Annotated in this window: 13 protein-coding genes; 7 read left to right on the top strand and 6 right to left on the bottom strand. The window is 40.3% G+C overall.

From position 1 onward, the window contains the following. Positions 1-32: 32 nt before the first annotated feature. The gene (locus PALI_RS15320) at positions 33-2,018 is read left to right on the top strand and encodes a hypothetical protein (RefSeq protein WP_193156382.1); all 1,986 of its coding nucleotides are present in this window, start codon (positions 33-35) and stop codon (positions 2,016-2,018) included. Between the two features lie 63 nt (positions 2,019-2,081). Here PALI_RS15320 and PALI_RS15315 read toward each other — a convergent pair whose 3' ends face one another. Genes PALI_RS15315 through PALI_RS15305 form a run of 3 tightly spaced genes read right to left on the bottom strand, consistent with a single transcriptional unit; the run spans position 2,082 to position 6,446 of the window. Continuing rightward, complete coding sequence (locus PALI_RS15315; RefSeq protein ID WP_193156381.1) at positions 2,082-4,478, bottom strand: ABC transporter permease; 2,397 nt, start codon at positions 4,476-4,478, stop codon at positions 2,082-2,084. Position 4,479: 1 nt separating this feature from the next. Continuing rightward, positions 4,480-5,181 carry an ABC transporter ATP-binding protein gene (locus tag PALI_RS15310; RefSeq protein ID WP_193156380.1) on the bottom strand — a complete coding sequence of 234 codons (702 nt, stop codon included), beginning with the start codon at positions 5,179-5,181 and terminating at the stop codon, positions 4,480-4,482. An 11-nt stretch (positions 5,182-5,192) separates the two neighbouring features. Continuing rightward, positions 5,193-6,446, bottom strand: a complete 1,254-nt coding sequence (locus PALI_RS15305) for an efflux RND transporter periplasmic adaptor subunit (protein ID WP_193156379.1) — start codon at positions 6,444-6,446, stop codon at positions 5,193-5,195. Between the two features lie 225 nt (positions 6,447-6,671). On the opposite strand from PALI_RS15305, the gene PALI_RS15300 reads away from it, so the two are divergent. The 4 genes from PALI_RS15300 (at position 6,672) to PALI_RS15290 (ending at position 9,843) form a co-directional block, all read left to right on the top strand. Continuing rightward, positions 6,672-8,078, top strand: a complete 1,407-nt coding sequence (locus PALI_RS15300; protein WP_193156378.1) for a sigma-54-dependent transcriptional regulator — start codon at positions 6,672-6,674, stop codon at positions 8,076-8,078. Between the two features lie 2 nt (positions 8,079-8,080). Further along, positions 8,081-9,400: a sensor histidine kinase gene (locus PALI_RS15295; RefSeq protein WP_193156377.1), complete on the top strand. Its 1,320-nt coding sequence runs from the start codon at positions 8,081-8,083 to the stop codon at positions 9,398-9,400. A gap of 100 nt (positions 9,401-9,500) precedes the next feature. Then, entirely contained in the window at positions 9,501-9,632 is a 132-nt protein-coding gene (locus PALI_RS20250; protein ID WP_264299772.1) for a hypothetical protein, read from the top strand. 28 nt (positions 9,633-9,660) lie between these two features. Then, the gene (locus PALI_RS15290) at positions 9,661-9,843 is read left to right on the top strand and encodes a hypothetical protein (RefSeq protein ID WP_193156376.1); all 183 of its coding nucleotides are present in this window, start codon (positions 9,661-9,663) and stop codon (positions 9,841-9,843) included. 70 nt (positions 9,844-9,913) lie between these two features. Here the strand turns inward: PALI_RS15290 and PALI_RS15285 are convergent, their stop codons facing one another. Next, positions 9,914-10,360: an REP-associated tyrosine transposase gene (locus PALI_RS15285; protein ID WP_077536502.1), complete on the bottom strand. Its 447-nt coding sequence runs from the start codon at positions 10,358-10,360 to the stop codon at positions 9,914-9,916. Positions 10,361-10,521: 161 nt separating this feature from the next. Here PALI_RS15285 and PALI_RS15280 point away from each other — a divergent pair, with 161 nt between their 5' ends. Beyond that, the gene (locus PALI_RS15280; RefSeq protein ID WP_193156375.1) at positions 10,522-10,698 is read left to right on the top strand and encodes a hypothetical protein; all 177 of its coding nucleotides are present in this window, start codon (positions 10,522-10,524) and stop codon (positions 10,696-10,698) included. Positions 10,699-10,715: 17 nt separating this feature from the next. Here PALI_RS15280 and PALI_RS20145 read toward each other — a convergent pair whose 3' ends face one another. Further along, positions 10,716-11,309, bottom strand: coding sequence for a tetratricopeptide repeat protein (locus PALI_RS20145; protein ID WP_226894561.1), 594 nt, complete (start codon positions 11,307-11,309; stop codon positions 10,716-10,718). 94 nt (positions 11,310-11,403) lie between these two features. After that, the gene (locus PALI_RS20140) at positions 11,404-11,667 is read right to left on the bottom strand and encodes a hypothetical protein (RefSeq protein WP_226894560.1); all 264 of its coding nucleotides are present in this window, start codon (positions 11,665-11,667) and stop codon (positions 11,404-11,406) included. 698 nt (positions 11,668-12,365) lie between these two features. On the opposite strand from PALI_RS20140, the gene PALI_RS15270 reads away from it, so the two are divergent. After that, positions 12,366-13,631 carry a LysM peptidoglycan-binding domain-containing protein gene (locus PALI_RS15270; RefSeq protein ID WP_193156374.1) on the top strand — a complete coding sequence of 422 codons (1,266 nt, stop codon included), beginning with the start codon at positions 12,366-12,368 and terminating at the stop codon, positions 13,629-13,631. The last annotated feature ends 665 nt before the right edge of the window (positions 13,632-14,296 follow it).

The following is a 14,296-nucleotide window of genomic DNA, read 5'->3' as shown; positions in this document are numbered from 1 at the left end:
CTCTTTTGTATGTTTAAAGCAAAGGAATCATCATGAAAAAACTACTTACACTTTTTATCACTGCACTTACAATAACAGCAAGTATGCATTGTGTTGCTATAGCAAAACAATTTGATACAAGCACACTACCCGTACTATTTTATGCAAACCAAGAGAGCTATTTAGCTCAAACACCTTGGTTTAATTTTGCGTATCAGCAACGCAAAATACAACTACAAACTTGTAAAGAAGAAGCGTGTGTTCAACGTTTACAATTTTTAGAACTCCAAGAAGGCGATCAAAGCCATCAACATAATAATGGCTCCGCTTTTTTAGGTAACGCCGATAAAACACACACTTCAAACACTTACTCAAAGCTTAAGTTAGGCCAAAGTAATCACAATACGTTGCATGTTAGCGGTAACCAGCGGCGTATTCTTTTTTCTTTTGAGATCACTGAAAGAGGCACTCCACTTCAATTTAAATTTGAAGACGAACAGGACTCTTTCACCTCAGAAAATCAACAAGCGCTTATTCGCTCATCTAAGTTATGTATATCAAAGTGTGAAACAACATGGCAGGCATTCAGCGTAGATAAGGAGGGTCAATACACTCCAATAACTTTCCACCAGCAGGCGCAAGATCAGTGGGTTGTTAAAGAATTAGATAACACTATTAGAATTGAATTAACCGCTTTATTTGGTCAATATTCGGCGCCCTTACATCAGTATCACAACGAGGAAGTGTCGTTTTCAAGCTATCAAATAAATGACAAAGCACTTATAAATACACAGAGTCATGATCAACAAAACCAATATATTTTTGAGCAAACAAAAGTAATTGGTTTAAGTGGGCACACATGGGTTTTGCAGCAAGGCAATACACTGCAATTAACCGATAACCACGCTAGCATTTTAAAATCTCGCAAACTATCAACTTGGCATATAAAAAAATTGCTAAATAGCTATATATCAAAGCATCGTGTTTATTTGTTAGCCCAAGTAAATGAGCAATATCAAACCCCACCTGCAAAGCAAACCGTGATAGCCCAATACCCCAAGCAAAAACAAAGTAAAATGCGCCCGGTAGTACTCTATGAGTTCGATTTAGCGCTTAACTTAATATCTAGCACCACACTCTATTTGCCTGAAAGTGAACTACCGTATGCACAAATAACACTTCAGTCGTGGGGAGTATTGGTAGGCACAGGTGAAGCCGCTGCTGCATCGGTTAATCACACTTATCAAAGCAACCAGTCATCTGCAAATATGACAAACTGCCCAATGATAAATAACGGTTATGGTTATGGCTTATTATGCTGGAAAGCATTAAACAACCCAGCTATAAATTATACACCTAGTGCAGCTAGTAGCATGATCCCAGTAACGGTTGTCGACAATACAACGCCAAACCTACTTAACCAACTGGAGGCAAACCAACATGGAATAATATTCGATAATAGCGGCACTCCTGTTGACCCTGGCGGCTCATGGACACATGCAGATAACGTTGCAATAAATAAAGAAGACTTAGGCTTATCAATTGCGATGTATCATCAACGTTGGCATTCACCTGTCGCGGCAAATATTATTTTCCCAGCAGGTAGCTCTTCTCGTCCTGTTATGTTTAGAGCTGTAGAATATTCTGCAGTAAATACCAGCAACCTCCCACACAATGTTTGCAATCAGTTTGCTGCTAGTTCTGGCTACCCTGAATACCAAGCCGCTGATGCATGTATGACGCAAGCAAACTTTGGCCTATTTAGTTTAGAAAGTCTGAAATTTGATCGCTGGCAAGGAGGAAGTTACCATCCCGATCAAAGCGTAAGCGGCAATGATAATAGCTGGTTTCCGTGGTTTACTAATTTTGTGGGTGATCCTCCTGTCGAAGAAGCTTTTACAGCTGAAGCGGTCCATGAAATGGTGGCTCGTATGCGTATTAACGCTGCAAATATTGGAACTTTAATACAAGATTCATACATTGACGGGCACTTGTATACCCAAGCACATGTACCAGGGTATTACATTCCGTATCAATAAACTTTACGATACAAAAAAGGGTTAGTGTGTTCACTAACCCTTTTTTAATTCACGGAGCTTTATTTACTCATAACGTAAAGTAAGCGATGGCCGTGTGCTTGCAGCTTTAAATGCAAGGCTTGCAACCGTGAGCCAAGTAATTACTGCAACACTAAGGGCTGCAATTAAATAAACCCACAGCGCTTGATCAACACGCTCATTAAAATTAGCGAGCCAATCGCCCACCAGCCAATAGGTTAATGGGTATGCAATGGCTACACTCACCAACACTAAAATTAAAAACTCTTTTGCCAGTAGGTTCATAATACTAATACGTGATGCGCCAAGTACTTTGCGTACCGCCACTTCTTTTTGGCGACGAATTGTGGCAAACGAAGCTAAACCAAATGTACCTAAGCAGGTTAAGAATACCGCAAGGCCCGTAAAAATAAGTACTATAAAAGAAACACGCTCATCAGCTTTTAAAACCGCTTTATAGTTTTCAGCTAGTAGGTTTATTTTTGGCTCATAAATATTAGACACCTCAGCCAAGGCTGCGATCACTTCTTGCTTTATAGCTGGGAGCTTATGCAAATTAACTGTTAAAATCACTTCAGATACCGGTGCTAAATAGTTAAAGCCACATAAAAACATAATGTTAGAATTTGCATTTTGTGCATTACCAATTTTTACATCTTTTACAACACCGACAACCCGCATATCCACATTACGCCCTGTGTCTTTAATTGTTTGTCCAACAATATCAGCCACATTGCTATAACCAGCCTGCTTGGCAACGGTTTCTGTAATAATTGTACCCACCGTTGTAACTCCGTTTGCTCGCGTCGCCCAGTCTGAGGAAAACTCACGGCTAAAGTCTCTACCAGCAATGAGCGTAAGGCCTAGCCCTTTTACGACATCAAAACCAGAACCTATCACAGGGGTTATTCCACCTGATGATTCTCCATTGGGCCAAGTTGGCTGTAATGTATTATTAATTGAAACGGTTAAACGGGTATCAATAATCGTTGCTTGCTCTACGCCATCAATAGCCGTCAAGCGATTAATGAGTGCGCTAGGCTGCTGCGTAAATACCGATTGCACAGGCAACTCTGAAACCACTAAGCGTTGCTGTGTTTGATAACCCAAAGGAAGACTTTGTAAGTGAGATAATTGGTTTAATAACGTAATCGAGGCAATGATCAGGCCTATTGCCAATGAAGCTTGTAGGGTTAATAAACTTTTACGCACCCAAGTAGCTGTACTGCCTCGTTGTAAATCGCCACTTAATACTCGTTTAGCGCTAAATGATGAGATAAACAATGCAGGGTACAAACCGGCAAGTATGCCTACAGCAATCACCACGCTCATAATACCCAAACCAAAGGCTGAAAAATAAATTACGACTAGCTCACGATCGACTAACTGATTAAAGCTCGGTAATAACAGCTCTACTAATACACATGCAGTAATCATCGACAATAACGCAACCAACATAGACTCAGCTAAAAATTGCGTTACTAACTGCCCTTTACTTGCGCCAAGCGCTTTACGCACCCCAACTTCTTTAGCACGCCTTGTGGACTGCGCCACCGTCATATTGATAAAGTTAAAGCCCGCAATTAAAATAAGCAACACACTCAAACCCGCACAAATCATTACGACTTGCTTTGCGCCACCCGCTTTCATTTCAAATGGTGATTTGGCTATTAAATGTAAGTCTAATAGTGGGTGAAATTCAATGGCAATTTGCCCCGCCATTTGCCCATTAAAGTATTGTTTAGAAAGTGTATCCGCAAGTGCGATTGGATCGGCCTGTGGCGCTAAACGCATATAAACGTAGCTACTATTCATCATAAGGTTGCTCGGGTCATGTTTTACATACACTAGGTTTTTAAATGCAAAGTGAGTATTGCTTGGTAAATCCGCAAACACCGCCCGTACAGTATATTGCCCTTGTTCGTGCTGTAGCGTATTACCAATAACATTCACAGAACCAAAAATACGCAGTGCTTCAGACTCACTCAATGCTAGGCTACCAGGTGTACTCATAGCATTTTTTAAATCGCCAGCCAATGTGTTCATATTGATAAAATTCTCAATATTTGGAGTTGCTCCATATAAATCGCTGAGCTTAAAACCCTGATCGCGATATTGTACGTCAACCATCGCCTCTCTAGTCATCGACACCATAGTCAAACCAAAGACTTCTTCCACTTGGCTATACTCGACTGCCTTCGCTCCTTGTGAATAATTGAAGATTGGGATCACAAATAAGCCCAACTTCGAGAAGTCTTGGCCTACGCGGTAAACACGTTCAGCATGTGGCTGCTGACTATCGTAAGACAGCTCATTTTGTGCGAACAACGCTACTAAAATAGCTGAAGCTAAGCCAATACTTAAACCTAATACATTTAAAATAAAATGTTGTTTTTGCTGTTTGAACGAACGCAGCGCTGTAATAAAGTAACTTACAAACATGTTATGCAACCTCCACCGTTTGCTGTACGTTATTTGCTTTATCAAGCATCACTTGGCCATCAAGTAGGCGTACTAAACGATCTGCGTAATTACCCTCTTTATCAGAGTGCGTAACCATAATTACCGTGGTGCCTTCTTTATTTAATTCGCGGAGCATTGCCATTACTTCATCACCATTTTTTGAGTCTAAATTACCCGTTGGCTCATCGGCTAAAATTAGCTTAGGGTTAATCACCAAAGCTCGCGCTACTGCCACACGCTGCTGCTGACCACCCGATAACTGTTGCGGTAAATGATCGCCTCGATGATCAATACCCACTCGCTTTAAAATGGTTTCAACACGCTCTTTACGCTCACTTTTTGAAATTTTTTGATATTGCAAAGGCAGCTCTACATTTTGATAAACTGTCAATTCATCAATTAAGTTAAAGCTCTGAAATACAAAACCAATCGAGGCTTTACGTAACTCTGCTAATTGTTTTTCGCTATAACCTGCAATGTCAGTACCTGCAAACTCAAAGCTTCCACTCGTTGGCGAATCTAACATGCCTAAAATAGATAATAAGGTTGATTTACCACAGCCAGATGGGCCCATAATTGCTAAAAAATCACCTTCTTTTACGGTTAGAGTAATATTACTTAGTGCAGTTGTTTCAACATCTTGAGTACGAAATACACGGCTTAAATTAGTTAGTTTAATCATTATTGTTATCCTTAAAATTGTAGTTGTTGTGCTTTTTCGAAGTTGCTGTAGCTTGAGGTGATCACTTGATCTCCTGCTTTTAGCCCTTCAAGCACTTCAAAATAATGTTGATTTTTTTTACCTAAACGAATATCACGGCGCAGTGCTTTATCACTACCTTGCTCAATTACGTAAACCCAATTACCACCCGAGTTTGTGAAAAATGCGCCTCGATTAAGTAATAAGGCATCGTTTTTATTGTTGCCAAGCATTAACTCAAGGTCGATGCTTTGGCCACGCTTAATACTTTTAGTGTTACTGGGTAAGTCCACTTCGATTTGAAATTGAGACTGCTGTACGCGGCTATCGATTTTGCTCACTTTGGCAGTAATAGCGTCATCATCAAGTTCAATCATCACAGCCATATCGCGCTGCACCTGATTTAAGTAAAACTCATCAAGACGTACCACTAATTTATACTCGTTGGGAATATCGATTTGTCCGAGTCGTGCGCCGCTGCTTTTTGATTCGCCAATTTCTACATCAAGCTCACTTAAATAACCTGATACCGGTGCTTTTACTAATAAGTTATCGAGGTTTCGACGAGCAAATTGAAGGTTTTTCTCGAGCATTTTAGCGCTGTCTGACAGCTGTGCAACTTGCACTTCACGTATTGATTTTTCTTGCTTTTGACGCTCAAGCGTTAGCTCCTTGCGAGCATGGTAATAACTTAAATCTTCCTCAAGTTCGGCTAATTTATCTTGCGCCAACACCCCACTTTTAACTAATGGTTTAGTTTGTTTTAAACGGCGTGTTAAATGCGTAATCTTTAACTCTATTTCTAATAAGTCTCGGCGTAAGTTTAAGCGACTGGTTTCCATATTCATTTGCGTATTACGTAAAAAATTAAGCTGCTCTGTTACTTGAGCCTCACGGCCCATAACATCAAGTTGCAAGTTAGTATTACTCAAGCGCACCAAGGGTTGGCCTGCTTCTACAAATTCGCCTTGCTCTACCAAACGCTCCTCAACTTGGCCACCGGCGATAGTATCAAGATAAATACTGGTTTTTGGCACCACTTGACCGCGTAAGCTCAACGCATCTTTAAATGCACCTTGTTTAACTGTGCTAACCGTAAGGCTGCCAAGCTCAACATTTTGGCTACGACCTGTATCGCTAGTTTGCGTAAAGCCATACGCAGCCGCCGCAACACCTAAGGCCATCGTTGCAAAGATGAATTTTTTAAAATACTTTTGAGTAAATGAGCGTTCTATTTTCTTATCCATGTTGCCGCCTTGATACAGGTTTAATTTAACTAATTACCTATTGCTATTACAAAGCGTATGCCAACTTTAATTATTCTTTAATTACAACAACTTGAATAACTCCTTATACAGATAGATATTTTAGGTGTCCGTTTATAGAACACTTTTTATTTTAATAAGCGTCCATTTATGGACACTGTTCCTTTTTTGTTTTAGGCTAAATAAAACTCTATAAAAATAAAAACCATGAAACACACAGGCTCAATTTTAATTGTTGACGACAATCCCGATATTCTCATTGCAGCACGCTTGCTATTAAAGCAACACTATCAAAGCGTCAAAACTACTGATAACCCCTTTGATATTGCAGGCATTATTAGCAAGCAACGAGAAAGCGATCAGCCCATTGACGTGATTTTATTGGATATGAACTTTAGCCAAGATTCGATTAGCGGCAAAGAAGGGTTTTATTGGCTCAAAAAAATCATTGAGCAAGACGCCAATATAGTGGTGCTACTGATGACCGCTTACAGTGATATTCAGCTTGCGGTGGATGCCATTAAAGCGGGTGCCTCTGATTTTATTGCTAAACCTTGGCAAAATGAGCAATTACTTGGCGCGGTTGCTGCTGCGTTCTCGCACGCAAAAGACAAGCAACAAGTTGGTAAACTTACTCGCCAAAAGCACGGCCTAAACCAAGCACTAAATACGCCTTCGTTTAAATTTTTAGGGCAAAGCGCAGCAATGCAGCAAGTATTTAATACCATTGAAAAAGCCGCAAAAACCGACGCAAATATATTAATCACTGGCGAAAGTGGCACAGGAAAAGAGCTCACCGCTCACGCAATTCATCAAGCAAGTATGCGTAGCGAACACACCTTTATGAGTGTAGATATGGGCGCAGTGGCGCAAAACCTGTTTGAAAGTGAGCTATTCGGCCATAAAAAAGGCGCGTTTACTGACGCTAAAGCTGATCGAATTGGTAAATTTGAACTTGCCCAAGGCGGCAGTTTATTTTTAGATGAGCTAGGTAACCTTCCGCTAGAACATCAAGCTAAGTTACTCTCCGCATTGCAAAACCGCCAAGTAACTCCGATCGGCGGCAGTAAAACAATTGATATTGATATTCGCCTCATTTGTGCCACTAACGATAATCTTGAGCAAGCCGTCGTCGACGGTCGCTTTCGTCAAGACTTACTGTATCGTATTAATACTGTTGAAATTAGATTACCTGCCTTACGTGAGCGCAGTGATGACATTCCATTACTAGTAGATTATTACCTAAATCATTTTTCACAAAAATACAAACGCGACTTAACCATTGCGGCAGGTGATATGACATCACTTTGCCAATACTCATGGCCGGGCAATGTGCGTGAGCTAGCCCACGCCATAGAGCGCGCGGTAATATTAAGTGAAGGCGAAAATCTTGATGTGAGTTCAGTGGTTGGTAATACTACAAGTAACGTCAATAGCACTAATAACCCAATCGAAAATAATAATGCATACGATACTTTTGATTTAGAGGCACTTGAACAACGCACTGTTCGTGCAGCCCTTACTCACCACCAAGGCAATGTGAGCCACGCTGCCAAAGCGCTTGGTTTAACGCGCGGTGCTATGTATCGCCGCCTTGAAAAGTATGGATTATAAAGATGCGACCTTATTTTTCCCTCGGATTTAGCCTAGTCGCATTAAGCAGCTGTAGTGCATTACTGTGCTACTTACTTATTAATAAGGGTTTCTCGGCAACATTATTGTTAGTCGTCTTGGTTAGTATTGCCTTGAGCGCCCATATTTTCACACTATTTACTCGCCAACAAAAACAAGCTGAAATAGTTATTCGCGCACTCGCTAATGGCGATAGTACGCTGGGTCTTAGCCAGTATCACCCAATGCGCCAGCAGTTCGATCAAGTAAAAGCACAAATGCAAACCGCACGCTTTAATGCCGAGCAACAAGCTCAATTTTTACAAGCATTACTCATTCATGTCGATTTGGCTGTGTTGGTGTCTGATAACAGTGGCCAAGTGATTGAATCAAACCCCGCTGTAAGTAAGCTTTTAGGTAAAAACGTTAAGCACTTGAGTGAATTAGGCGCTGTGGGTGATCTTCTTTTAAAAGCCGATCGAAACGTACGTAATACCCTGCATTGGCAAACAGGTGAACAACAAGATACATTATCAATTGCACTCAGTATCGCCGAAATTCAAGGTAAAGTTCGCCGCGTTGTCAGCATACAGTCTATTCACGACCAATTGCAGTTAAAAGAGCAGCAGGCCTATAAGCGCTTAACTAAAGTGCTAACTCACGAAATAGCGAATTCTATAACGCCACTTTCATCACTCGCTAACACGTGCACCACTTTATTACCGCAAACGCTGTGCTTTGATGAGCTTGAAGATAAGCAAGACTTACAACTCGCACTCACTACACTTGCGTCTCGCACTGAGCATTTAGGTGATTTTATAGCACGCTTTCGTCAAGTAAGTAGCTTACCTACACCTAAATTAGCGCCTTATAATTTAGCTAGTGTGCTCACACAAATAGTTGCATTACATCAGCAGCAAGCACTTAGCCAAGGCACTACTTTTGAGCTTAATATTAATACCCAACAATTAGTGATGCTCGACAATAGCCAAATAGAACAAGTACTGGTTAACTTAGTAAAAAACGCACTTGAAGTACTCGCTACAAGCCAACAACATAACGCGCAAAATCCTAATAAAACACCAACGATTCAACTCACCCTCGCACAAAATCACGCACAACAGCTTTACATTGAAGTCAGCGATAACGGACCGGGTATTGCTGAACATGTTATTGATATGGTGTTCGTGCCCTTTTTTACTACCAAACAACAAGGTTCGGGTATTGGTTTGAGCTTGTCGCGGCAAATTATGCTCAACCACGGCGGTGATTTGGTTTATGTACAAAAACCACAAGGTGCATGTTTTAGGTGTGTGTTTGGGTGAGTAATCAGTAGATCGTCGTTCACAGCAACAACATAAAGTAGCAACACTCTAGCAAGCTACTTTACGCGCTAAAGCACGTCCTACGTGTAGGTCGTCATTTATGGCGACAATACAAAGCAGCTTAACCCTACAGCAAACTACTTTACGCGCTAAAGCACGTCCTACGTGTAGGTCGTCATTTATGGCGACAACACAAAGTAGCAACCTTACAACAAACTTCTTTACGCGCTAAAGCACGCCCTACGTGTAGGTAGTCATTTATGGCGACAACACAAAGCAGCTTGACCCTACAGCAAACCACTTTACGCGCTGAAGCACGCCCTACGCGTAGGTCGTCATTTATGATGACAATACAAAGCAGCAATCCTACAACAAACTGCTTTACGTGCGAAAGCACGTCCACTGTAGGTCGTCATTTATGGCGACAATACAAAGTAGCTTAACCCTACAGCAAACTACTTTACGTGCGAAAGCACGTCCTACGTGTAGGTCGTCATTTATGGCGACAAATACCTACAAATATACTGAATTCCAAAAAGGGTAATCACCAAGCTTGTTAACTATGCTACGCCTTAAAGGGTTCGCTGCAATGTACCTTGCTATTTCAATTCTATTTTCTTCTTCTCGTAAAGCATGATCATAATACGCAGGCTGCCACACACTTTGACGAAAACCACGAACCTTATTTACTCGCCAAGATGATAGCCCTTTTAAATGACCAACCACATTGCCTAACTTAGCCCCTTTAAGCTGTAATAAACCATGAAAGTGATCAGGCATAAGAACCCATGTTAACCAGCGGCACTGGTGACTAAATTCATTATCAGCAATACATTTGCAAAAAGTATTGGCAAGCTCATAGTCACTAAATATGTTCTGCCTATTCTGGCACGTGATAGTAATAAAATATTCGCCGGACTGAATTGATACTCGCCCTTTTTTTAAATCACTCCAACTCATCCAAAACTCCCTCTTCTAAACAAAGTTTCATTTAAAAAGGTAGCTCAGTTATCCCAAGGATGCCTGCTGTAGGTCGTCATTTATGATGACAATACAAAGTAGCAACCCTACAGCAAACTTCTTTACGCGCTAAAACACGTCCTACATGTAGGTCGTCATTTATGGCGTCAACACAAAGTAGCTTAACCCTACAACAAACCACTTTACGCGCTAAAGCACGCCCTACATGTAGGTCGTCATTTATGGCGAAAACACAAAGTAGCTTAACCCTACAACAAACTTCTTTACGCACTAAAGCACGTCCTACATGTAGGTCGTCATTTATGGCGACAAATTAAGATATTAAAATCAAAAACTAACTTTTTAACCCTAACTCAATTCTTAACTTTTCAATATCTTTATGTTGCTCAAAAAAGCTCACAACAGCCTGAATCTGTTGCAACTTTTCGCCTTCAAAATTATCGGTTAAGTAATCTTTAATCTCTCTAAAGCCCCACGTTAATTTCATTTCCGTTGGGATTGCATTTAAGGCAATAAACACCTCTTCAATCGATTTATCGTCAAGTAAAAAGCGGATAAACTGCATTACGGCTAAGTGCTGTGGGTTCTCTGAGTATTTTTCTACCTCTGCAACAAGAGTAAGGACTTGTTCTGGCGTTTCATCAAGTAAAGCCTGTTCAGCTATATTTACTCTTGAATTAGCTATAGTTTTTTGAAACTCTTCATTCGATGAACCTTTGAAATGCTCAATCAAGGTTATAAAGCTGTTTAGTGCATCATCAAACTTGCCTTGCTGACCATAAGTAATGCCTTGATTATACATCGCTCTAGCCACCTCAATTTGAATCTCTTCATTCGAAGAGTCTTTGAACTGCTCAATCAAAGCCGCATAGCTGTTGAGCTCGTCATCAGACCTGCCTAGTCTTACATAAGTAACACTTTGGTTCATCAGTGCGATAGCATAAAGTTCGGGCTCTTCTTTTTGGTCTAATAACTGCAGTACCTTTGTCCAAGCTTTTGACGCATCATCGTATTCATTATTTTCAAATGCACTTAAACCAACTTTTAGCTGAAGCCCCTGTAGGAGGTTTGTTGTGTTTATTTAAGCCTTTATCTGCCTCTCCTTTATTTGAAGTGACAATCCTTTTACTTTCTTCTATGAGATCATGCTCAACCTTACTCAGTGCAGCTCTCGCTTCTGTTGCTAACTTTTCGGCTCGATCTTTTAACTCTAAGCTGACTTTTTCGAGCTCAACTTTGGTCTCCGAAATTAATTTACCCTTATTATCTTCTAACCATTGCAGCATATGACTATCTGAAGCTGTATTAGCAGCAAGTTTGGCTTCGTAAACAGCTCTATTTTTTGCACTAAAGCCGAGCGCGATTGCAGCAACCGTGATAATCAAACCAAAAAAAGTGAATATCCCACCCCAAATATTAGTGTTACTTGCAATATCACTTATCCGCCCATCAAAACCAGTAAATTGACTAGCTTGTAGTTTATCTTGCGCTTCGAGTTGAGATTGGAATCTAGATAGTTGAATTGTTAGCGCTTGCTGCGCTGCTTCTAGGGCTTTAACATCATTTCCGAGTGTTTTTGTTGTTGTAGTTTTTCATCCAAACTAGCAAGTTGGCTGTGCATACTAAATAATTGCTGGTATACAAATCATGACTATTTTGCGTATTAAGTAACGAAGGAACTATATTTACAGGAGGTGCGACTTGTGTGGCTGCGACAATATTTACGTTCAGCAAAGTCGATAAAAATAAAAAAAGTAAGATTAAACGCATCCATCATCCCTAAAAAACAAGCCCGCTTGGCCAATACTAAATCGATAAATTATTGTAACCCTATTAATTTAACTGAGTTTAACAATACATACCATCTAAAATACTCACCTGTAAAATAGTTTAAACGGGTGATTATAGCGCTGTTTATAACATTCCCTATGTTAAGCTAACCGGCTTTTAGCTAGCTGCATTTATATTACGGAGTAGTTTTTACGTGTTTTTAAATCGATATATCGGCATTTTGCCACTGATTTTTATTTTATCTGGCTGTGAGACAACACCAGAGCAACCAGCCCCTAAAACAATTATTAAAGCTAATCCTGTTGTTAATCAACAAAGTAAAGCAATTGAACAAATCGCGCCTTTAAATCCTAAAGAGCTGGACGATGTTTGGCAACGTATTCGCGCGCAGCTAAGTTTTACTAATTCAAGCCACCCTGCCGTTCAACAACGCATTGCATGGTACTTATCTCACCCTAACTATATGGATGAAATTAGCCGCCGCGCTACACCTTATCTTTATCATATAGTGACTGAAATAGAAAAACGAGATTTACCAATAGAGCTGGCATTAATGCCACTTATTGAAAGCGATTTTGATGCAAGCGCCTATTCTCATAAACATGCGTCTGGTCTTTGGCAGCTAACGCCCTCTATTGCTAAATATTTTAAAGTAAAAATTTCACCTTGGTATGACGGTAGACAAGACGTGATAGACAGTACCCGTGCAGCATTGGATTTCATGGAGTATTTATACAAACGTTTCGATAGCGATTGGTATCATGCTATTGCGGCTTATAATTTAGGTGAAGGCCGCGTTTTAAGAGCAATTAAAAACAATAAAAGGCAGGGTAAGCCAACCGATTTCTTCAGCTTAAAACTACCTAAACAAACAAGTCAATATGTCCCTAAGTTACTTGCTGCTGCCCAACTACTCAAAAGCCAAAAAATGGCATTTCCTGCGATAGCAAACAAAAATACCATTGCGGTGATACCGGTTTCGGGAGCCGTTATCATAGATAACAAAGAGAAGTGGCAACAACTAGAATCATTAAATTACGGTGTGATCCGCTTTCCCGCAGTTATTGATGCGCCTCATATAGTCGTTCTTGCCGATGAGCAAATAGAGTTTAAAGCAATGCTCGCAAATCAAAAAAGTAATGATTACAGTCAATGGCAACACTACACCATTCAATCTGGCGACAGTCTCAGTGTCATAGCTAAACGCCATGCAATAACAGTTAATCAGTTAAAGGCCTTTAACAATCTAAAAAGCAATCGTATTCGCGCAGGGAAAAAGCTGATACTCCCTATACTTGCAGATCAAGAAATCGAGCATAAAGTTAAATCAGGCGAAAGCTTATGGAAAATCGCTAAGTATTACAAAGTCAGTATTAACAAACTAAAACAATGGAATAACCTTTCAAGCGACCATTTAAAAATAGGTAAAAAACTTACTGTATTTTTGTCTAATAGCTAACCACTTGGCTGATTATTAAATATATGGACTGATAACTTTATCAGCCCATATATCCTTCAAACCAATATCATTTATTAAGTGATTAGATTTATCCATTTTTAAAATACATACATTTAATGCTCTACATACTTGCACCACACAATACATAGTTTGAAAGTTAGATTTAATACCAACTTGCTTATATATGCTATTTATTTGGTGCTGTATACCTAGTACTTTGCAAACAGACGTGCTGGTAAGCCAGTTCATTAATGCTTTTAGCGTCGAGAGTCGCTACGCCCGACCTACGTGATGGCTGTTGATGTGAGTGTGTGTTAATTGCACACATTTCACTTTTCTGCAAACGTAAAAAATTCCGACTATTTCGAATCGGGCTCTCTACAATTTGAAGCCTGTATAATGTCGTAGTGCCCACAGCGGTGGAGAGCCACGGTGCAAATGGGATACTATCTTTGCGTCGGGGCGGGCTTCCGCAGGGCTCGCCTTCGAGCTGTTTTGTTTCACTACTGAGTTCAGCATGGGCTCTTGGCTATTTATTAAATCCCAGATAGCAAAAAACCCGTCACTTTTCTGCAGACGTAAAAAAGCCCGAATCGTTAGATTCGGGCTTTCTACAATTTGAAGCCTGGTAATGTCCTACTTTCACATAGCAAATGCTACACTAT

Source organism: Pseudoalteromonas aliena SW19 (assembly GCF_014905615.1).
GTDB lineage: Bacteria > Pseudomonadota > Gammaproteobacteria > Enterobacterales > Alteromonadaceae > Pseudoalteromonas > Pseudoalteromonas aliena.
Note: the sequence above shows the minus strand (reverse complement) of the source record. Positions and strands in the feature narration are given on the sequence as shown.